This window comes from Williamsia sp. Y853 (genome assembly GCF_056786495.1).
On sequence record NZ_JBXCJC010000006.1, the window covers coordinates 211,383 to 231,535 of the forward strand.

The following is a 20,153-nucleotide window of genomic DNA, read 5'->3' on the forward strand; positions in this document are numbered from 1 at the left end:
GCACCCATGTCGTTCGACTGCATCAAGTATGAGGTCGACGGCCACACGGCCACCATCACGCTGAATCGTCCGGAAGCACTCAACGCGCTCAGCCCGCACATGATCACCGAACTGCGTGGCGCCTACGACGAAGCCGAGAACGACGACAACGTCTGGCTCACCATCGTCACGGCAACCGGGCGGGCATTCTGCACCGGAGCCGACGTGAAGGAGATCCCCGGAGACGGCAAGGTCATCAACGAACGTCCGTATTTGTCGACCTACGAACAGTGGGAAGCACCGCAGGAGGGCACCCCACCGTTTCGGACCACGGCCAAACCGATTGTGGTCGCGGTCAACGGATTGTGCTGCGGAGCCGGACTCGACTGGGTCACCACCGGCGATATCGTGATCGCCTCCGACAAAGCGACTTTCTTCGATCCCCACGTCAGCATCGGTCTGGTCGCAGGCCGCGAAACGGTCCGCCTGGCCCGGGTCCTGCCCAGATCGGTTGCCCTGCGGATGGCCTTGATGGGCAAGCACGAGCGAATGAGCGCGCAGCGGGCCTACGAACTCGGGATGGTCAGTGAGGTTGTCGAACACGACCGGCTCCTCGAACGTGCGCACGAGATCGCCGCGGTCGTGAATTCGAATGCGCCCCTGGCTGTCCGGGGTACCCGGCTGGCGATCATCAAGGGTCTTGATCTCCCGCTCCACGAAGCCGAGATGCTGGCCGAATCATTCCGCGAGCGTGTCACCCGCACCGAGGACGCACTCGAAGGTCCCCTGGCCTTCACCGAGAAGCGCGCACCCCATTGGCAGTGCCGATGAACAGCTCGTTCGACACCCTTCTACTCGAGGTCGATCCGACAGACCGGGTCGCCACCATCACCCTCAACCGGCCCGACCAACTCAACACGTTCAATCGGACGATGTGCCACGAGATGGCCGAGATCTGGCAGAGGATCAAAGATGACAACCGGGTCAACGCGGTGGTCTTGAGGGCCGCCGGAACCCGCGCGTTCAGTGCCGGACTCGACGTGAAATCGACGTACGGCCAACCAGACATCGTCTGGAATCACGAGGATCCCGGTGAGTTGCTCAGCCCGAAGTGGCAAAAGGTGTGGAAGCCGGTGGTCTGCGCGGTGCAGGGTATGTGTACCGCGGGTGCGTTCTACTTCGTCAACGAGGCCGATGTCGTCATCTGCTCATCCGATGCGACATTCTTCGACTCACATGTCTCTGCCGGTCTGGTATCGGCTCTCGAACCCATCGGGCTGATGCGGCGGGTCGGGCTGGGCGACACCCTGCGGATGGCACTGATGGGCAACGACGAGCGGGTCAGCGCGCAGACCGCGCTGGACATCCGACTGGTCACCGAAGTGGTTCCGGCCGAGGAACTTTGGCAGCGGGCCCACGCCATCGCCGCAGCCATCGCCGCCAAACCACCCACCGCCACGCAGGGCACGGTGAAGGCGATCTGGGAATCGCTCGACAAACCGTATCGGGCCGCCATGGACCAGGGCCTGATCTACACCCGGCTGGGCAATCCGATCGGCAAAGAAGAACTTGCCGCCGCACCTGCCACCAAGCAGACACCGAGGATCCGCTGATGACCGACCCGACCGAGGTCTCTACCCGGCACGCGTTGGGCCGGCGCATCGCCGATATCCTGGCCCTGCAACCGGATACGCGGGCGATCGAACACGAGGGCATCTGGTCGACATGGGGCGACCTCGCCACACTCGCCGACCGGGTCAGCGACCTCGTCCACCGCTCGGGCGTCGACCGCCGCGTCGGAATCCTCCTTCGCAATCAACCTGCACACGTGGCCACCCTCCTGGGTGTGTTGATGGCAGGCGGCAGCGTGGTGGTCATCAACCCGTCACGCGGCGACGATCGCACGCGAGCCGACATCAGCGCCTTGAACCTGCCTCTGATCATCGGTGCCGCCGATGACATCACCACACTGGTTGCACCGAAACCTGATTCAACCGTCGCGACCATCTCCGACCTGGCGAGCCCGCCTGCGTTGCGCGAAGCAGGCCGGATCAGCGTGGACCGCGAGCCCATGGAGGCCGACGTCGCCGTACACATGCTGACCAGTGGCACCACCGGACCACCGAAGCGGGTGGACATCACCTACAACATGTTGGCGCGCAGCGTGATGGGTTCTGACCGGACCTGGTCGTCGTCACCCACCGAGCTGCGCAACGGGGTGGCGATCGTCAATGCGCCACTGGTGCACATCGGCGGAATCTACCGGGTACTGCAATGTGTCACTGAGGGCCGATCCTTTGTGCTGCTGCCGCGCTTTGATCTCGATCGGTGGGCCGATGCCGTTCGCACCCACCGGCCCCGGGCGGTCTCCCTGGTCCCCACCGCCTTACGGATGGTCTTGCATTCGGGTCTGACCCGCGATGACCTGCGCAGCATCAAGGCGGTCACCTCGGGTACCGCGCCGCTGTCGGTCGAGGACGCCGAGGCGTTCACCGAGAAGTTCGGGATTCGGGTCCTGACATCCTATGCGGCAACAGAATTCGGGGGCGGTGTGGCCGGCTGGACGTTGCCTGACCACAAGCAGTACTGGGAGAGCAAGCGAGGCAGTGTGGGTCGGGCATCCGGTGGCGCGCGGTTACGTGTGGTCGATGCCGACGGCATACCGCTTGACCCCGACCTACCCGGGGTGCTCGAGGTCAAACCGGGTCAGATGGGCGCCTCGGCACCCTGGCTGCGGACCACTGACCTCGGTCGCATCGACCCCGACGGTTTCGTGTGGATCCTCGGCCGAGCCGATCAGGCGATCATCCGCGGCGGATTCAAGGTGATGCCCGACGATGTGAGACTGGCACTCGAACGTCATCCCGCCATCGCCGGTGCCGCCGTGGTCGGCCGCGAAGACCCGCGATTGGGCCAGACCCCGGTGGCCATGGTCGAACTGCGTCCGGACGGATCGGTCAATGCCGACACACTGTCCGAATACCTCCAGAAGATGCTGGCCCGCTACGAGATCCCCACCGAGATCGCCATCGTCGACGAGATACCCCGGACCCCTTCCGGTAAGGCCGATCTCGGCGCCGTCCGCCGCCACTTCGACGTCGGGGGTGCGCATGTCTGATCCACAGGCCACAGCACTCACTGTCGAGCGGGTGGTGAAATCCGTTGCCGCACAGTACCCGGACAAGCCGGCCGTCATCGATCCCGACCATCGGATCACCTACCGCGACCTCGATGCCTCAACCCGGGAGCTGGCCGCAGGCTTCATCGAGGCCGGGGTCGGGAAGGGTTCCCGAGTCGGGGTGATCATGCCCAACAGTGTCCACTGGGTACAGGTTGCGCTCTCGCTCACCCGGATCGGGGCCGTACTGGTCCCACTGAGCACCCTGCTGTCGCCGCGAGAACTGCTGGCGCAGTGCGACGTTGCCTCGATCGAGTACCTGGTGGGCGTGCGCGAGTTCCGTGGACACCGCTATCTGGACGATCTACAGACGTCGCTGGATACCGGCGACCTCACCGACCGGATTCTCTACCACCCCGCACTGCCCTCGTTGCGACGGGTCTGGACCGATGACGACCTGCCCCGAGCACGCGAGCCGTTGACGGCGGGACAACTGGTCGACGCGCTGGCCGATAGCGTGCATCCCGACGATCCGCTGGTCATCACCTTCACCTCCGGCAGCAGCGGCATCCCCAAGGGTGTTCTCCACTCGCACGCCGGCGCGCTCGGTGCGGTGGTGTCCGGACTCGCCGACCGATGCATCACCGCCGATACCCGCCTCTACGTTCCGATGCCGTTCTTCTGGGTCGGAGGTTTCGGGAGCGGTGTCCTCTCGACACTGCTCGCCGGCGCAACACTTGTCACCGAGCAGATCCCCCGGCCGCAGGCCACGCTGCGCCTGCTCGAACGTGAACGGGTGACACTGTTTCGCGGCTGGCCCGATCAGGCCGAGGCACTCGCGCGGCACCAGCAGATTGTCGGGGCCGACCTGTCCTCGCTCGTCGTCGGCAGTCTTGATGCCCTGCTGCCCGCCGGCCAACGGGCCGCACCCGGTGCCCGGGCCCGCCTGTTCGGCATGACGGAGACCTTCGGTCCCTACTGCGGATATCCGGCGGATACCGATATGCCCCGGTCCGCCTGGGGTAGCTGCGGAAAGCCGTTCGCAGGCATGGAGGTTCGGATCATGTCCGAGCGCGGACCGGTACCAACCGGATCGACCGGAGAAATCCAGGTCCGCGGGCCACATATCCTGCGCGGGATCTGCCTGCGAGGTCGCGACGACACCTTCACGCCCGACGGCTTCTACCCCACCGGCGACCTCGGCCACCTCGATGACAACGGATTCTTGTTCTACCACGGCCGATCCGACGACATGTTCAAGGTGAGTGGCGCCTCGGTATACCCGAGTGAGGTGGAGAAGGCGCTGCGCGGTATCGCCGGCATCCAGGCGGCGTACGTCACCGATGTGCCGGTCGGCGGTGCACAGCAAGTCGGCGCAGCGATCGTCTGCGACACCTCCACCACCTCGGTCGAAGATTTGCGGGCCGCGGCGGCCGCAGCGCTGAGTTCGTTCAAGGTGCCCACCGTGTGGCTCCTTGTCGATTCGGATGACGACATCCCGCGTGGCGGCACCGGCAAGGTCCCGGCGCCACAACTCCGTGAACTGCTGTGCACCACTGCCGGCGGTAACTGAAAACACAGTCGAACAAATGAAGGGTCTGACATGTTGACGAAGGGCGCTCTGCTCCGGGACTTCCACCAGCCCTGGGCAATCGAGGACATCGAGATCGGGGATCCTCACCGCGGTGAGGTGAAGGTGCAGATGGAGGCCGCCGGCCTGTGTCATTCCGACCACCACCTCGTCACCGGCGACATCCCGATGGCCGACTTCCCCATCCTCGGTGGTCACGAGGGGTCCGGCATCATCACCGAGGTCGGGGACGGTGTCGAGGACCTCGCTGTCGGTGACCACGTGGTGATGTCCTTCATCCCGTCGTGCGGCAGATGTCAGTCCTGTCAGTCCGGCATGCGCAACCTCTGCGACCTCGGCGCCGGCCTGCTGTCGGGAGCGTCGGTGTCCGACGGGACCTTCCGGGTACAGGCGCAGGGCCAGAACGTATTTCCCATGTCGCTCGTCGGCACATTTGCGCCGTACGCGGTGGTACATCAAACGTCGGTGGTCAAGATCGACCCGTCGATCCCGTTCAGCGTCGCGGCCATCGTGGGTTGCGGTGTGACAACCGGCTACGGTTCCGCTGTCCACACGGCCGCCGTCCGGCCCGGTGACGACGTGGCGATCATCGGTATCGGCGGTGTCGGGACAGCCGCACTCCAGGGTGCGGTGATCTCCGGGGCCCGGCGGGTGTTTGCCATCGATCCTGTCGAATGGAAGCGCGACCAGGCCAAACGTTTCGGTGCAACCCACGTCTATGCCGATGTCGAAACCGCGCTCGCCGACATCGCGGAGGCCACCAACGGCCGTATGTGCAAGAAGGTCATCGTCACCGTCGGCCGGTGCGAGGGCCGCGACGTCGAGTCGTGGATGTGGGTGACCGCCAAGGGAGGCACCTGCGTGGTGACCGCGATGGGCGACACGAAGTCGGCCGATACGTCGCTGAACATGGCGATGCTGACCCTGCTACAGAAGACCTTGCAGGGCAGCATCTTCGGCGGAGGTAACCCGCAGTACGACATACCCGAGGTGCTGGCACTGTACAAACTCGGCGACCTCGAACTGGACGACATGATCACCAGGGAGTACCGCCTCGATGAGATCAACGACGGATTCCGGGACATGCTCGAAGGCCGCAACCTGCGCGGTGTCATCCGCTTCACCGATGCTGACCGCTGACCTTCCGCCCTCACCGAAAGGAACTCCATGAGCTATACCAACACCATTGGCGAGTTGTTCGATGAGATCGGATTTCGGCAGGCCACCGTCGACGGCGCGGCCATGGCGTGGGAACTGCCGGTGGCACCGCACGTGGTCAACCTCTCGGGTGGAATCCAGGGCGGACTGTTGGCAACGCTGGTCGACATCGTGGCCGGCCGGCTTGCCCTCGACGCCTGCGACGGCAATGTGGTCACCTCCGACCTGCACCTGCGTTATCTACGGCCGGTGACCGCCGGAGCTGCGCAGGCCACGGCACGAATTGTGCACGCCGGCAAACGCAACGTCATCATCGATGTCGAGATCAGGTCTCGGCCTTCCGACGAACTCGCCGCCATCGCAACCATCAGCTTCGCGCGGGTACGCGGACAGTCGCCGCTGGTTTCGACAGTCGACAACGCCGCTCCACAGCTCGGATGAGTCGATGACCATCGATGCCGGTACCCGATTTGCGGCCGAGCTGGATGATCGACTGGCCGGATACGGCGATGCCCCGTTCATCGAGTTCAACCGGCAGTGGTACTCCGGCAACGACATCGCGCGCTATCGAGTATTGATCGGCAACGCACTCGTCGAAGCGGGGGTGGCGGCTCACGAATCGGTCGGCATCGTGGTCCGCAACCGGGTGCCCCATGCCGCTGCGATCTTCGATTTCATCGTGGCACGGCGTCCGATGGCGATGATCTATTCCTACCAATCCGAGACCTCCATCGTCCGGGACATCGAGGCGCTGCGCCCGGCGGTTGTCGTGGTCGACCGTCAGGACTGGACCAAACCCGTCGTCGCGGCCTGCCGCAAAGTCGGGGCCTGCGCAATTGTGTTGTCTCTGACCGAGCCCACGGTCGAACTCGCGGCGACGCGCGACCACGAGACCGGAAACACCGGCGACACCTTCGACCTGCCCGGACTCCACATTCTGACCAGCGGGACCACCGGCCCACCCAAGCGTCTCCCGCTGCCAACCAAGGCACTCCAGCACACCGTGCTGAGCATGACCATCGGCCAGAACGCAACACCCGATGATCCACCGGAACTGGTGTATTGGCCGTTCGGGAGCATCGGGATCTGCCAATTGCTGGCCGCTCCGTTTCTCCGAAAGCGCATGGTGCTGCTCGAGAAGTTCAACGTCGATGAGTGGGTGCGAGCGGTCCGCACCTATCGGATCGCCCGGACCGGGGTGCAACCGGCGATCCTGCGCATGGTGCTCGAGGCCGATGTCCCGTCAGAAGATCTCCTGTCATTGCAGTATCTACCGGGCGGATCCGGCCCGCTCGATCCAGAGCTGCGCAAGCGTTTCGAGGAAAAGTACGACGTAGTCCTGTTGTGGGGCTACGGCGCAACCGAATTCGCGGGTTCGGTCTGTGCGTGGACACCGGACCTGCATCGTGAGTTCGGCGAGTCCAAGCCCGGCAGTGTCGGCAGTCCGTTGCCGGGTATCGAGGTCCGGATCATCGACCCCGACACCGGGGCGCAGGTGCCGACCGGGATGCAAGGGCGGCTGGAAGCCCGATCAGAGATACTCGGAAACGGTTGGCTGGCAACCGCCGACATCGCGTCGGTCGACTCCGACGGGTTCGTGACCATTCACGGACGCGGCGATGGCGCGATCAACCGTGGTGGATTCAAAATCCTTCCCGAAACCGTCCGTAGCGTGCTTCTCCGACATCCGTCGGTGCTCGACGCGGCAGTCGTCGGTGTCGAAGATCAACTGCTCGGTCACGTACCTTTTGCCGCCGTCGAGGTCCGCGCCGGACTACCGGTACCCACCGAAGAATCCTTGAAAGATCTGGTCCGCGAGTCACTGCCAAGCCACCACGTCCCGGTGGTGATCACGATCGTCGCCGAGTTGCCCCGCAACGCAGCACTGAAGGTGCAGGTGAACGACGTCGCCGCGTTCTACTCATGAATCAGCCTGCTGCGTTTCAAGCAGCAGCGGCGACCAGCTCCAGACTGCCCAGGTCACGGATCGCCTGACACCCACGTTGCAACATCACCTCGAACAGAATCTCTCCACGGTCTGTGCCGGTTGCGAACGCGCAACCCAGCGAGGTGATCAGCAGGGTCTGCAGCATGCCGAACCTGTAGTCGCGCCAACATGTTTCGAGTGCGTAGTCAGCAATTCCATAGCCGATGAGCGCTTGGTGATAGGCGTCGACCACACCCTCTTCGATGGCGGCGCGTAATTCCGACTCGACGCTGGTTCCGACGAAGTACGCCAGATCGCGGGCCGGTAGTCCCACACCCAGCGTCTGCCAGTCGACCACGGTCAGCTTTCCGTCGGCACCGAACAGCATGTTGTCCAGCCGGAAGTCGCCGTGCAACAGCGCAAAACGTTCCGGAGAATCACTCAGCCAGGGTTTGACCATGCCCATCGCGGCGGTCAGGGTCTCGCGGTCCGCGGCCGACAATCGGTCACCGAGTTTGTCGATGGTCATGGCGGCGCTCAGCTGCGCCACGTCACTCAGTCCTGAAATGGCGGCAACTTCCTTCGTCGCGAAGGCCAGGCCGGAGAAGTCATGCCAGGCGCGATCGCACCAGGTGGGTCCATGTAGTCCGGCCAGCGCCCCCGCAACTGCCAGGGCCTGCTCCTGCCCGCAACCGCGGATCTGATCGCCTTGCACCGCATCGACCTCGTCACCGAGCAAGAGGGCGAAGTTCTTTCCACCATCGGCGATCTCGTTGTGGTAGCACCGCGGGATCGGAACCTGTACCCGGTCGGCAACCGAGTCATAGAACGCACATTCGCTGACGTACCCCAACACCAGACCGTCGCGCACGCTGTCGTCCTGGGCCGGGAGTTTCAGCACAAAACTGTCGGGCAGGTCTGCGCGGCCTGCGGTGTACGTGGCATTGATCCGGTAGGTCGCAGCGGTCTGCCCGGTGCCGATCGGGCTGACCGCCACCTCGGCCACCGTCACCGGTGCGCGTCCGGCACTCAGCACCCCTGACAGCCAGGTGTTGGTGACGTCGGAGGGATACCGCGGGATCGACAGCGTCGCACTCATGGGCGATTTTCTTTGGTGATCACTTCTGCAGGCTATTACTGCTGTGTGCGGAGCGGGACTGCGCCACAAAACGAATGGACATCTTCTGCATCGGGCCCGGTGCGAGCCGTGCAAATATCCAGGCCATCCGCGAGCGGGCCGGTGTCACCAGCAATGCGCGATTTCGTTCGATGGCCCGCAACGTGTCTCGTGCCAGCCGATCCGGATCGTGAAAGTGCTTGGTTCCCTGGCCTTGCTGGAAGAAGTCGCGGCCATCGAAGTCGCCGACAGCGCCCTTCTCGATGATGGGTGTCTCCACGGCACCGGGGCAGATCGCCAAGACACCGATACCGTGTGCGGCAGCCTCGGTACGCAGGGCGAGCGACAGTCCCACCACCGCATGCTTGGTCATCACATAGCTGGTGATCTGGCCGGTCGCGACCAGCCCCGCCATCGACGACGTATTGATGATGTGACCGGCCCCCTGTCGGATCATCACCGGGTATGCCGCCGAAACACCGTGCACCACACCGCGGATGTTGATATCGATGATGGCGTTCCACTGGTCCAGAGTCAGCAGTTCGGTGTCGCCGCCGAAGAGTATCCCGGCATTGTTGAACATCAGATCGAGCCGGCCACGACGCTCGACAACACTGTCGACCACAGCCTGCACGGCCGCCGCGTCCGTGACGTCGAGCCGCTCGCCGCGAGCCGTTCCGTCGCCTACCGCCCCCGTCGCCACAGCGCGGGCGGCATCAGCGTCGATGTCGGTACAGGTGACGTCGGCACCCGCTGCCACCAGAGCGCGGGTCAGCGCCGCACCGATTCCGGAGCCGCCGCCGGTGACAATTGCGACCTTGCCTGCAAACGTTCCACTCATGTGCGCAACCATACGGTAAGCCCAACAGCAATACGTGCGCTTTCGGCCGTCGATTGGGCCCAAATTGCCATGACGCCAGGATGTTTCAGCTGCTGCCTAGACCCTTCGGTACTCGATGCCCATCAGGTCCAGCACATTGGTCCGCATGATCTGATCGACTTCGGCCTCGCCGAAGCCCTCGAGTTCGTGGACGAAGTCGAGTGGGGTCTGAAGCCCCTCGCCGTGCGGCCAGTCCGACCCGAACATGACCCGGTCGGATCCCATGACCTCCACAAGTTTCGGGACGTCATCCTCGTAGTACGGCGAGACCCACAGGTGTCTGCGCAAGGTGTCCCCGGGATCTTCGGCGAACAGCCACGGCGCCTGGTTGGCGAGTTTGCGCAACCGTTTGAGTAGCAAATGCACCCAGTCCGAACCGTTTTCGATGCTCGCCACACGGAGTTTCGGATGGCGGGTGAACACGCCACCGATGACGAGGCTGGCAATCGTGTCGTGGATGGCCCGGTCCGATACGACCACCGATGCCAGCGGGTCGTTGTAGCGGAACGGGGCGAACTTCGGTGGTCCGCCCCAGGCCGCACCCAGGAACTCGGTGTAGCCGCTGTCGCTCAAATGGAATGCGACCGGGATGTCGGCATCGGTGAGCTTGGCCCATACCTTGTCGTATCGCGGATCACCGAACGCCTTGGACGTTCCATGGCCGGCCGGTATCGGCGCCGGGCGGACCGAGACGATGCGCACATCCCGGTCGATCAGGCGATCGATTTCTTTGAGAGCCTCGTCGGGGTCGGCGAACGACAGCATCGGAGTCGCAAAGATCCGGCCCTGGTAGGCATAGCCCCAGTCTTCGTCCAGCCACCGATTGAAGGCGGTGATGCTCGCCATCGTTGCCGGTATGTCGTGTTTGAGGGCTTCTTCTACACCGCAGGCCAACGTCGGCAGCAAGATCACACCCGACATCTGCTGCTTCTCGATCATCTCCAGCCGCAGATCCCGATCCTGATATGCAGCGTTGAGCGGTTCGACCTTCGACAGACTCCGCGGGTCCACACCCTCCGGGATCTCGCCGCGGAACAGTGCGTCGAGGCAGCCCGGAACGATCACCGGATCAAACGTGGGATTGGGCACGAACTCGAACAACTGGCCACCGGCGAGCAGTTCGGTGTGGGTGCCCCGGGTGATGATCTCGACGCCGCGCCTTTTGAACTTCGGGTCGAGATAGCGGGTGAAGGCGTCGATCTTCTCGTAGTAGTGGTTGTCGCAGTCAACCGGGCGGTCGTAGGAAACCTTGCTGCGTTGCCGACCCTCTGAAACCGTCGTCACCGTGCACCTCCACTGAAAGGTTCGTTCCACAAAGCGATACTGTTAGGCTTGCGGTTGCCTTCACAGTAGCTGCGGTCACGTGGGGTTGTCCACCGCCGCCGACCGGAGGCCCGATGATGGACTGTTAAGTTTTCTCCTATGATCTCCAAGCGCCTCTCCATGGCCCTCGTGGCTTCGTCCTCACTGCTGCTGCTCGCCGGCTGCGGCTCCGACGACAACTCGTCGAGCGATTCGGCCGCCGCCGCATCTTCCGTGGCGTCGTGCCCCACGGCGGAACCGGCCGGCGATGTCGCACCGGAATGGACCTTGGATGGCACGACCGGCGCGGTGGAGGTCACCGGTTCGACTGACTCAGCGGCTCCCAAAGTGACTGTCACGGAGCCTTTCTCAGTGGATGAGACCACTGTTCAGACGCTGACCGAGGGTAACGGTGACATCGTGGCCGAGACCGCAGAGGTCTCCGTCTGCTACATGGGAGTCGACGGCCGCGACGGCAACGTGTTCGACAGCAGCTACGAGCGCGGTGCACCCGTCGAATTCCCGCTGACCGGTGTTGTCACAGGCTTCCAGAAGGCCATCGCCGGCCAGAAGGTCGGCTCCACCGTCGCCGTGGCGATGACCCCCGACGACGGGTACGGCGCGAGCGGCAATCCCGGCGCCGGCATCGAGGGCGACGACACCCTGATCTTCGCAATCAAGATCCTCGAAGTAACCGGCTGACCACAACCCCCTAAACGCTCCACCTATACGAAGACGCTCCACAAGTATGTGGAGCGTCTTCGTATAGGTGGAGCATCGGCGGGTGCGGTCAGCGCAGGGCAACCAGTTCGTGGAGGGTCGTCCCGGTGCGATGGTGGGTTTGCTCCCCGTCGATGATCTTGAGGTCGAACGTCGACTGGAACCGGAAATACCCGGGATGCCCGATCAGTCGGTACGCGAGCGGGCGCAGCAGCTTGCTGCCGATCACCGGAATATCGTCGAGGAAGTCGTGCGCATGGAGAACATGCTGGACATCCAGACGCAGCTCCAGACTTCCTGGCACCTCCAGCGAGATCCAGGTGGGATAACTACGATTCGCCACCTCGTCGAACGCTGTCGGCCCGGTGGTGAACTCGACGTCTCCGGTGCTCAGGACGATGGAATCGTTGTGAGCGAGCATCAGTGGCTGGATCGCATGCGATCCGAACTTCTCCTGCGTTTTGACCGATGCGTACAGCAGTGAGTAGTCATCCACATAGAGCCGGCCCCAATGCCAGCAGTCGATGACACGCTTCATATCGCCGACACCCCAGTTGTGGTCGGCGTAGCCGCGTCCGTTCGCATCGAGGGTCAACGCACCCAACTTCACGGTTCCGGTCACACGTGCGCGGGGTGCACCGACGATCCAGCCGAAGGAATGCTTTGCGCCGAAGTGTGTTTCACCACGACCCGGCATCCAGGGCTGCAATTCGGCTGTGAACGTGAGGTCGAACGTCACGTCTTCTTCCTGAATGAAGACGTGGTAGCTCGGCAGCCCGCCATCCTCCGGAAAGCTCACCCGAGCAGTGTTTTTGCCGATCCGCACATCACACTTCTCTTCGGAGAAAAACGACTCCCCGCGCGGGTATTTCTTGGCGATCTCCCGCCGGGTTCCGTCCGGGGCGTAGATGATGATCTCGACCCACGGCCTGCACTTGGGGGGATCTTCGGGCCGCCGCTTGTTCAGGAACGCGACGACGGTGTGGCCGTCCTCGAGCTGGGCATCGAAATACCAGTGCTCGAATGCCGCACCACCTGAACTGAGATGTACCGCATTGTTTTTCGGTGTTGCATCGGTGATCACCCCGTCCTTGCGGCCGGGGCCGTTCCATGCTTCGACGATGTCCACGGTTGTCATGATCTCACTCCGTTGTTGGTATTGATCGCGGTCTGGCCGTTTGGTCGACCGTGATCAGAAGGCCAGGTGGACGGTCTTTTCCTCGGTATGTGCGAGCAGACCTGCTTGACCGAGTTCGCGCCCGTACCCGCTGGCCTCGCGACCACCCCACGGGAGCTGCGGCTCGGGCACACCCCAGCCATTGACCCACACCATGCCCACCCGCAGCCGGGGAATCACCGAATGTGCCGTTGACAGGCTCGACGTGTAGATCATCGCGTTGAGCCCGTACTTCGTCGCATTGGCAAGTCGCACAGCCTCATCGGTGTCGCGGAAGGTGATGACGGTGGCCACCGGGCCGAAGATCTCCTCGCGAGCGATCGTCAGGTCGTTGGTCCCGCGGAAGACGGTTGGTTCGACAAAGAAGCCCGGGCCGGCGATCCGGTTGCCGCCGGTGATCAGCTCGGCCTCCTGTTTGCCCTTCTCGATGTAGCCCATCACCCGGTCGAGCTGCTTTTCGTTCACGATCGTTCCCATCGTGCTCGACGGATCCATCGGATCACCGATAACCGCAGCGCGCGCAGCCGCGGTCAAGCCCTCGACGACCTCGTCGACAATCGATTCGTGGACCAGGACTCGGGTACCGGCCGCGCACACCTGTCCCTGGTGGTAGAAGTTGCCCATCGCGATCCAGAACATCGCCGCGTCCAGATCGGCGTCCGGGAAGATCAGTTGCGGCGATTTCCCGCCGAGCTCCAATGTCATCTTGCGGAACTTGTCGCCGGCCAGCGGTTGGATCTGCTTGCCGACCCGCGCCGAACCGGTGAACGAGATCTTGTCGATACCAGCATGTCCGGCGAGCGCAGCGCCCGCTACGTCACCGAGCCCGGTCACCACGTTGAGCGCACCGTCGGGAAGTCCTGCCTCGGAGAACAATTCGGCCAGGCGGATGGTCGACAACGACGCGTCCTCAGCGGGTTTGACGACCGCGGTGCATCCGGCAGCAAGAGCAGGCGCGAGTTTCCACGCGGCGATGACGAGCGGATTGTTCCAAGGGGTGATCGCACCGACAACGCCCACCGGTTGCCGCAGCGTGAATCCGAACCGGTGCTGCCCGGCGATATCCGGTAGCTGTGCGGTCGATCCCTGGATCTTGTCGGCCCATCCCCCGAAATGCCGGAACACGGCGGCTGCGGCCGGGACATCACCGTTCACGGTGTCCACATACAGCTTGCCCATCTCGACCGATTCCAGTGCAGAGATATTCTCTGCATCGGCCTCGATCAGGTCTGCCACCCGGGACAGCACCCGACCCCGCTCATGTGCGGGCATGGTTGCCCACTCGCCCTCTTCGAACTCTGTGCGAGCGACGCTGACGGCCTCATCGATATCGGTGGCATTGCCGGCCGGGAGTTCGACGACCAACGATTCGTCGGCCGGATTGATGGATCGGTACGTTTGCCCGCCTGCCGATGGACGTACCCGTCCACCGATCCGCAAACCCGCCTCGGGGAGCACGGGTGATTTCGGCCGGACTGCTGCAGCGGTCATGAGAACTCCCTTGTCGGTGGTTGAAAGTTGCGGTGCAGACCGGACCAGACGCCGTCGTAGTCGTTCTGCCGGTGCGCGGCCGCCATGGCGAACTCGGTGACCACCAACGGCCACCGCGTCTCGAACATGAAAGCCAATGAGTTGTCGAACTTCTGAGGTGCGAGATCGGCGTTGCTACCGGTCTCGAAGGTCTGCAGGTCCGGGCCGTGCGCGGCGAACATGTTGTGCAGGCTCGATCCACCGGGAACAAAGCCTTCGGCCTTCGAATCGTGGACGCCGTAGATCAGACCCATGAACTCGGTCATCACGTTGCGGTGAAAGTGCGGTGGCCGGAAGGTGTGCTCCCCCACCACCCAACGCGGCGGGAATGCCACGAAGTCGACGTTGGCCTGCCCCGGTCGTTCTGACACCGACGTCAGCACCGTGAAGATCGACGGGTCGGGATGGTCCCAGCCGAGCGTCCCCATCACGTTGAACTGTGCCAGGTCATATTTGTACACGCCGTGGCTGCCGTGCCATGCCACCACATCCAGCGGAGAATGATCCAGGTCCGTGGCCCAGAGGTGGCCACCGAACTTGTTGACCCACTGCACATTGCGCGCCGCGTCTTCGTGCGCCGCAACGGGATGATGGAAGTGCCGTGCGTGTGCCAGACCGTTGGCGCCGATCGGGCCGAGCTCCGGCAGCTCGAAGTAGGCCCCGTAGTTTTCGCAGATATACCCCGACACCAGGTCATCGGCGATGTCGACGGAGAACTTGATACCGCGTCCGATGACAACGATCTCGCCCGGACCGACATCCAGCACCCCGAGTTCGGTGCGGATCGTCAGCTCACCGGATTGCGGGACGATGAGGAGTTCACCATCGGCGTTCGAGAAGTAGCGGTCGGTCATCGAAGTTGTCGCAGAGTACAGGTGGACTGCGATTCCGTTGCGCGTCAGCACATCCCCGTTGGCGGCGATCGTATAGATGCCATCGAGGAAGTCGACCGATCCGGTCGGCGCGGGCAATGGATCCCAGCGCAACCGATTCGGGTCAGCAGGTGTGCTGATCGGAGCACTGCGCAGCCTGCCGTCATCGATCCGGGCGAACGGGCGGTGCGCGGCGGTCGGCACGATCCGGTACATCCAGGTGCGCCGGTTGATGGTTCGGGGTTCGGTGAAGGCGGTGCCCGAGATCTGTTCGGCGTACAGACCCATCGGTGCGCGCTGCGGTGAGTTCTGGCCGGTGACCAGGGCACCGGGGATCGCCTCGGACCAGTGCTCGTTACCGAAACCGGCCAGGTACTGCAGTTCTGCCTTGTTGTTCGACTCCGCCTTGCCCTTCGACCCAGTCATCGCCGCAGCGCCCCCGAGGCGTCGAACTCCGACTCCCGGCCGTCCATCTGTGCGCGATACCAGTTCTCCCGGTGGCGGCGCATGAGACTTTCGTGACGACGGGCCAACGACGGAATGAGTCGTCGCAGTATTTCGTAGACCGTCACCGCCGGTAGTCGTGCAATCAACCACAGTAGTCCCGGGACGGCGCTTGGCATGTCGTACTTCTTTCGGGTCCACGGCATCATGAAGACAGCCGAATACGCCGCATAGATCGTGCCGTTGTACTTTTCCCTGAACTTCTTCAATCCGGTGTGCCCATAACGTGGAGCGAACGCCCTCGGGAAGGACTCGATGAGTTCGGCACCGTGATCACCTGCATCGTGACTGCGGGACACCGCGACCAGCAGAAGGAGCCGCAGTGAGTCGGCAATGGTCTCCGGATGCCACCGGGTCCGCACTCCGAGGACGTGCCCCATGTACTTCTGGAAGTGGATCAGCTCGCGGATTTCGCTTGCAGGCGTCTGTATTCCGACCAGCCGCAGGGCGAGCGCAGGCGCCACGCTGCCGCCGAGCAGCGTCAGCAGCATGTAGGTCTGACTGATCGGGATGCCCCACTTCTCGGTATCCCATTCGGGGTGGTCGGCCACCCGCCTGCGCACCGACACATGCATCACGCGAACCAGCATCGCGGTCTCACGGCCTTTGCTGCCACGGGTCAGCAGCGCCTCCGGTTCCGACACGTCGATCCAAAATCTCGCCGTTTCCAGGAATCTGCGCAACGCGTTGTCACCGGCATATCCGCCTGCCAGCGACAGCGGGGTCGCGACCGACGATTCGGTGTACATCTCGAGGGTGATCCCGCCGGCAACACTGAACAACATTGTGCCCCAACGCCGCCAGATCGCCGCACCCCGTTCGACGATCTCTGGATCCACCCAGTCCGGTACATGCTCGAACTCGTCGAACAGGGCCACCATCGACTCCGGTGGATCGGCGAGCGACGAAATACCCTCAGCCAATGCCTGTTGCAGCATCGCACGCCCACGGGTGGGCCCGATGTCGCCGTAGAAGACCTCGTCGACAAACCGTTCCGCAACGGGATCCGCCGTGAACATGTCGGCACAGATGTCGTCGATCTGCCGCTGCGTCGGGAACATCTCGGCACCGAAGATCCTGCGCACCAACGTCTGCGCCCGCTGGACACCCGGGGAGTTCATTCCCTCCTCGTAGCAGAAAGCAGTCGGATGGCTGGCGGTTGCCGGGCCGGATTCGACTGTCGGCACCGCGGTTTCGTCGATGGTCACGATTCGAATCCCTCTGCAAGTTCGCGTTTGATGAGCCAGGACTTCAAGTCTTCGACGATCATCGGCAGGCCACCGGGCTGATCGACGAGGTAGTGGTTGAGATTGTTGAGTTCGGTCAGCGATGCCTGCGGATCTGCTGATGCCTCGTACATATCGCGCGAGTCACTGACAAATGCGGCCTGATCGGCGCGCAGGCAAACCACCGTTGTCGGTGTTGTGACCGCCTTCAGATTGCGCAGCGCATCGGCGTTGGTGCGATCAAAACTCCAGGTACTCAACCACGATCGGACCGTGCTGAACCGGGCGAGGCCACCGGCCGCCATGTTCGCCGCAGCAGGGTCGCCGTACATGCTCCCAATCGCGCGGTCGCTGGGATCGACTGTGAGGTCGACAAACCGCGGGTCGGCCACGGTGCGATGGACAACAAATGCCCGATCAGCCGCGCCATGTCGGTCGAGCACTCCCAATTGGTCGAGAGCCCAGTCGTCGATGCGGCGAATCCGACGAAGTTGCGCGTTGCGGTATTCCTCCACCCAGGCCGGATCCAGCGGAACTGTTCGTCGCGTGTTGTAGAGATTCAGGTGCACGTCGGTCTCAAAGGGATTCGATTCATCGACCACGGAGCCATCGATCCAATGCCGCAACACCCTTGCGCGGCCCGGATGCGCACCGATGAGAGCAAGCCCGTCAGCGGGCACCAGTGCGGACATGTCAACCGGATCACCCGCGGGCGTTTGCGTGACATCGTTGTTCAACGCCTGGGCCTGGTAGAACGCGGCCAGCGACCCTCCCCCGCTGAAACCGAGTATGACAACCTTCTCGAATCCCAGCTCTTCGCGCATCCACCGCACACCACAACCGAGATCCAGGGCGGCCCGTTCCATGATCAACGCCGGCTCGTTGGTGCTGTATCGGGTGTTGATACTCATGATCGGAACGCCCGCTTCAGCGAATCCGCGGAGCAGAAAATGGGTCAGAAAATTGGACGCGGGATGGGCCATGATCAGGCCAACACGCTTCGAATACCCCTCTGGCGTCACAAAATTGGCGGGCAAGGTCGGATAGTGGCGGGTCAAACCCGAATGGCTTTCCACCCGCCCATCCGTGGCGGGCTCAAACGGGATTCGCTGAAAACTGTCACCGATCGTCAAACGTTGGGCTCACTTCCTGTTCGGCGTGGCACACGACTTCGCGTGATCAAGACATGGCGGGTATTGCGATCCAGATCACAAGTCGCGACCGTACCATACCGGAGGGTATGTTCCAGTGAAACCAAGGAGCCACCCCCGAACACGAGGATGCCCGCGTCTGCGTCTGGCACGCTGAGGACTATGACCAAATGGATCGAGGTCCTCAAAAAGCTGGTCGACGGTCCAGATGTGCCGATTCAGGGTGTCATCTCCCGGTCCGGTCCCATCGATACCGGAAACCTGCTCATGGCTGGAAACGAAGTAATACCGCTGTACGTAGCGGGAGTCGATGACCTTCAAGTCTGGCGCGACGAGCCAAAGGTCCGTGTCGAATCGATAGATGGCCGGCCGCTGGTGATCTTCAACGGTGAAACCGTGTGGCGTTTCGCGCACCACGAGCAACTACCGGTTCAAGCCGATGCCAGAAATATGTCCTACCTCGGTCCCGGTCGTGAACTCTTGGCGACCCAGCCTGCATCACGGTGGGTCGGCAACGACTTCACCACACCTGCCGGACCGATCGCAGACATCGAATACCTCGGAAGATCTTGCTGGGCTGTTGAACTCGCGCCGCCCAAACATAAACCCCATGCCATGCAATTGGTCATCGACAAACGAACCGGAGCAATACTGCAGCAGCGCAACGACGACTTCGGCATCGCCGTCCAATTCATCGAATTCACCGCCGGAATCCCGATCGACCGCGCATCATTCGCTTGGCCTGGCCCGACAAAGGAACCCAACCATTCGATTGCACCCGACGATTTCCGATCGTCGTACATCCCGAGTCAGGGCAACCAGAAGGACGATCATCGGGACTGGTTCGCTCGGCACGTCGCGGACCGCCCATTGCGCATTCCCATCACCGCCGACCTCGGCATCAGCCACCTGCATCACCATGATGAAAAAGGTGGCTTTGAGGCTCACATCGGTCAGGGCGCCATCACCGGCCGCCTGGCCCGCCGACCGCGATCGGCAAGACCGTGGGATCTCCTCTGGGATGCGCCAACCGTCCAGGCGTGGCGCACAGAAGACCACGACTGGGCGATCGCGATGGACACCGGCGAACTCGACCCCACGGCCCTGACCGCTCTTCAAGAGCTGCTCCACCCCGGAGAACTGGTCATCGGCCGTCCCGACATCGCAAGTTGAACAAAAATCACCGCGCCTTTTCGGTCCGAAATCTCGACGCTGACCGGAATGACAAACGGTCGCAAGTGATGCGTCGCTGATATCGAGACCAACGTGTCGACGGGCGACTGGATTCGAGATGCAATCCCCCGTTCGGACACCGGGTCAGTTCACGCGCAACCATCCACCCCACCGTCGAGTGGACTCCATGATCGAATCCGGAAAAACTCGCCGGCGGACCGGTCGTGGCTGGCGGCCACCGACGTTGCCGGAGACAACCAAATCACCTGGGACAGCGACACAATCAACCCTCTACCACCCCATCCCCGGGGTTAGCCTCCCGCAATGGGAGACCTCGCCCAACGTGGCTTCACGATCGAAACGACCACACTCACGCGGACTCCGTCGATTGTCAGACCTCTCATTTAGACTCAAATGTATGTTCGAAGGGGAGATCGAAGATGCAGGTGGGGACGATAAAATCGGTCCTGTCGAGTCACTCGGCGTCAACGAGTTGTTGCGTAACGCCGAACTTGCGATGGCTCAGCAGTCGCGGATGGAGTGGGAGCGATACGCCGCTGCGGCGATGCTGCACCGACATTTGGTAGAGCCCACCGCCGGGACCGAAGCGGAGATGCGGGCGCTCGATCCGCTCGCACAGTGTGCGGCGAGATTGTCTGCAGCACAGGGCCTGACCCAACGAACTGCCGAGTTGCAGATCAACCGCGGGGTGGCGCTGCGCGACCGCC

17 protein-coding genes and 1 pseudogene are annotated in these 20,153 nt (G+C 63.1%); 10 read left to right on the forward strand and 8 right to left on the reverse strand.

Translation table 11 applies throughout. From position 1 onward, the window contains the following. Nucleotides 1-6 precede the first annotated feature (6 nt). Genes AC1TPF_RS26660 through AC1TPF_RS26690 form a run of 7 tightly spaced genes read left to right on the forward strand, consistent with a single transcriptional unit; the run spans nucleotide 7 to nucleotide 7,773 of the window. Nucleotides 7-810, forward strand: a complete 804-nt coding sequence (locus AC1TPF_RS26660) for an enoyl-CoA hydratase/isomerase family protein (RefSeq protein ID WP_482141966.1) — start codon at nucleotides 7-9, stop codon at nucleotides 808-810. After that, nucleotides 807-1,592, forward strand: a complete 786-nt coding sequence (locus AC1TPF_RS26665) for an enoyl-CoA hydratase/isomerase family protein (protein WP_482145804.1) — start codon at nucleotides 807-809, stop codon at nucleotides 1,590-1,592. The genes AC1TPF_RS26660 and AC1TPF_RS26665 overlap by 4 nt, the downstream gene beginning before the upstream one ends. After that, nucleotides 1,592-3,097: a class I adenylate-forming enzyme family protein gene (locus AC1TPF_RS26670; RefSeq protein WP_482145805.1), complete on the forward strand. Its 1,506-nt coding sequence runs from the start codon at nucleotides 1,592-1,594 to the stop codon at nucleotides 3,095-3,097. The genes AC1TPF_RS26665 and AC1TPF_RS26670 overlap by 1 nt, the downstream gene beginning before the upstream one ends. Then, nucleotides 3,090-4,670 carry a class I adenylate-forming enzyme family protein gene (locus AC1TPF_RS26675; protein ID WP_482145806.1) on the forward strand — a complete coding sequence of 527 codons (1,581 nt, stop codon included), beginning with the start codon at nucleotides 3,090-3,092 and terminating at the stop codon, nucleotides 4,668-4,670. Before AC1TPF_RS26670 ends, AC1TPF_RS26675 begins: the two co-directional genes overlap by 8 nt. Before the next feature lie 30 nt (nucleotides 4,671-4,700). After that, nucleotides 4,701-5,828, forward strand: coding sequence for an NDMA-dependent alcohol dehydrogenase (locus AC1TPF_RS26680; RefSeq protein WP_482145807.1), 1,128 nt, complete (start codon nucleotides 4,701-4,703; stop codon nucleotides 5,826-5,828). 27 nt (nucleotides 5,829-5,855) lie between these two features. After that, nucleotides 5,856-6,287 carry a PaaI family thioesterase gene (locus tag AC1TPF_RS26685; RefSeq protein WP_482145808.1) on the forward strand — a complete coding sequence of 144 codons (432 nt, stop codon included), beginning with the start codon at nucleotides 5,856-5,858 and terminating at the stop codon, nucleotides 6,285-6,287. 4 nt (nucleotides 6,288-6,291) lie between these two features. Further along, a complete protein-coding gene (locus tag AC1TPF_RS26690; protein WP_482145809.1) occupies nucleotides 6,292-7,773 on the forward strand; it encodes an ANL family adenylate-forming protein in 1,482 nt (493 codons plus the stop codon). 16 nt (nucleotides 7,774-7,789) lie between these two features. On the opposite strand, the gene AC1TPF_RS26695 is transcribed toward AC1TPF_RS26690, so the two are convergent. The 3 genes from AC1TPF_RS26695 to AC1TPF_RS26705 form a co-directional block, all read right to left on the reverse strand. After that, nucleotides 7,790-8,872, reverse strand: a complete 1,083-nt coding sequence (locus AC1TPF_RS26695; RefSeq protein ID WP_482145810.1) for a phosphotransferase family protein — start codon at nucleotides 8,870-8,872, stop codon at nucleotides 7,790-7,792. A gap of 19 nt (nucleotides 8,873-8,891) precedes the next feature. Next, nucleotides 8,892-9,731, reverse strand: coding sequence for an SDR family NAD(P)-dependent oxidoreductase (locus AC1TPF_RS26700; RefSeq protein WP_482145811.1), 840 nt, complete (start codon nucleotides 9,729-9,731; stop codon nucleotides 8,892-8,894). A 96-nt stretch (nucleotides 9,732-9,827) separates the two neighbouring features. Continuing rightward, a complete protein-coding gene (locus AC1TPF_RS26705; RefSeq protein WP_482145812.1) occupies nucleotides 9,828-11,054 on the reverse strand; it encodes an amidohydrolase family protein in 1,227 nt (408 codons plus the stop codon). 138 nt (nucleotides 11,055-11,192) lie between these two features. Here AC1TPF_RS26705 and AC1TPF_RS26710 point away from each other — a divergent pair, with 138 nt between their 5' ends. Next, complete coding sequence (locus tag AC1TPF_RS26710) at nucleotides 11,193-11,774, forward strand: FKBP-type peptidyl-prolyl cis-trans isomerase (RefSeq protein ID WP_482145813.1); 582 nt, start codon at nucleotides 11,193-11,195, stop codon at nucleotides 11,772-11,774. 88 nt (nucleotides 11,775-11,862) lie between these two features. Here the strand turns inward: AC1TPF_RS26710 and AC1TPF_RS26715 are convergent, their stop codons facing one another. The 5 genes from AC1TPF_RS26715 to AC1TPF_RS26735 are packed head-to-tail and all read right to left on the reverse strand — an operon-like array spanning nucleotide 11,863 to nucleotide 18,177. Beyond that, nucleotides 11,863-12,930, reverse strand: coding sequence for a lipocalin-like domain-containing protein (locus AC1TPF_RS26715; protein WP_482145814.1), 1,068 nt, complete (start codon nucleotides 12,928-12,930; stop codon nucleotides 11,863-11,865). A 54-nt stretch (nucleotides 12,931-12,984) separates the two neighbouring features. Next, nucleotides 12,985-14,460, reverse strand: a complete 1,476-nt coding sequence (locus tag AC1TPF_RS26720) for an aldehyde dehydrogenase family protein (protein ID WP_482145815.1) — start codon at nucleotides 14,458-14,460, stop codon at nucleotides 12,985-12,987. Next, nucleotides 14,457-15,797 (reverse strand): homogentisate 1,2-dioxygenase, encoded by a 1,341-nt coding sequence (gene hmgA / locus AC1TPF_RS26725; protein ID WP_482145816.1) that lies wholly within the window; start codon nucleotides 15,795-15,797, stop codon nucleotides 14,457-14,459. Before hmgA ends, AC1TPF_RS26720 begins: the two co-directional genes overlap by 4 nt. Further along, nucleotides 15,794-17,083 carry an oxygenase MpaB family protein gene (locus AC1TPF_RS26730; protein ID WP_482145817.1) on the reverse strand — a complete coding sequence of 430 codons (1,290 nt, stop codon included), beginning with the start codon at nucleotides 17,081-17,083 and terminating at the stop codon, nucleotides 15,794-15,796. The genes hmgA and AC1TPF_RS26730 overlap by 4 nt, the downstream gene beginning before the upstream one ends. Continuing rightward, nucleotides 17,080-18,177, reverse strand: coding sequence for an alpha/beta hydrolase (locus tag AC1TPF_RS26735; protein WP_482145818.1), 1,098 nt, complete (start codon nucleotides 18,175-18,177; stop codon nucleotides 17,080-17,082). Before AC1TPF_RS26735 ends, AC1TPF_RS26730 begins: the two co-directional genes overlap by 4 nt. Before the next feature lie 237 nt (nucleotides 18,178-18,414). Here AC1TPF_RS26735 and AC1TPF_RS26740 point away from each other — a divergent pair, with 237 nt between their 5' ends. Beyond that, nucleotides 18,415-19,425, forward strand: coding sequence for a hypothetical protein (locus AC1TPF_RS26740; protein WP_482145819.1), 1,011 nt, complete (start codon nucleotides 18,415-18,417; stop codon nucleotides 19,423-19,425). 418 nt (nucleotides 19,426-19,843) lie between these two features. Then, nucleotides 19,844-20,153 (forward strand): annotated as a pseudogene (locus AC1TPF_RS26745) (HNH endonuclease); the annotation flags it as partial.

What these genes read in the sequence shown, in the direction of transcription:
- AC1TPF_RS26660 (WP_482141966.1), top strand. Translation starts at nt 7, where the DNA reads ATGTCGTTCGACTGCATCAAGTATGAGGTCGACGGCCACACGGCCACC.
- AC1TPF_RS26665 (WP_482145804.1), top strand. Translation starts at nt 807, where the DNA reads ATGAACAGCTCGTTCGACACCCTTCTACTCGAGGTCGATCCGACAGAC.
- AC1TPF_RS26670 (WP_482145805.1), top strand. Translation starts at nt 1,592, where the DNA reads ATGACCGACCCGACCGAGGTCTCTACCCGGCACGCGTTGGGCCGGCGC.
- AC1TPF_RS26675 (WP_482145806.1), top strand. Translation starts at nt 3,090, where the DNA reads ATGTCTGATCCACAGGCCACAGCACTCACTGTCGAGCGGGTGGTGAAA.
- AC1TPF_RS26680 (WP_482145807.1), top strand. Translation starts at nt 4,701, where the DNA reads ATGTTGACGAAGGGCGCTCTGCTCCGGGACTTCCACCAGCCCTGGGCA.
- AC1TPF_RS26685 (WP_482145808.1), top strand. Translation starts at nt 5,856, where the DNA reads ATGAGCTATACCAACACCATTGGCGAGTTGTTCGATGAGATCGGATTT.
- AC1TPF_RS26690 (WP_482145809.1), top strand. Translation starts at nt 6,292, where the DNA reads ATGACCATCGATGCCGGTACCCGATTTGCGGCCGAGCTGGATGATCGA.
- AC1TPF_RS26695 (WP_482145810.1), bottom strand. Translation starts at nt 8,872, where the DNA reads ATGAGTGCGACGCTGTCGATCCCGCGGTATCCCTCCGACGTCACCAAC.
- AC1TPF_RS26700 (WP_482145811.1), bottom strand. Translation starts at nt 9,731, where the DNA reads ATGAGTGGAACGTTTGCAGGCAAGGTCGCAATTGTCACCGGCGGCGGC.
- AC1TPF_RS26710 (WP_482145813.1), top strand. Translation starts at nt 11,193, where the DNA reads ATGATCTCCAAGCGCCTCTCCATGGCCCTCGTGGCTTCGTCCTCACTG.
- AC1TPF_RS26715 (WP_482145814.1), bottom strand. Translation starts at nt 12,930, where the DNA reads ATGACAACCGTGGACATCGTCGAAGCATGGAACGGCCCCGGCCGCAAG.
- AC1TPF_RS26720 (WP_482145815.1), bottom strand. Translation starts at nt 14,460, where the DNA reads ATGACCGCTGCAGCAGTCCGGCCGAAATCACCCGTGCTCCCCGAGGCG.
- hmgA (WP_482145816.1), bottom strand. Translation starts at nt 15,797, where the DNA reads ATGACTGGGTCGAAGGGCAAGGCGGAGTCGAACAACAAGGCAGAACTG.
- AC1TPF_RS26740 (WP_482145819.1), top strand. Translation starts at nt 18,415, where the DNA reads ATGACCAAATGGATCGAGGTCCTCAAAAAGCTGGTCGACGGTCCAGAT.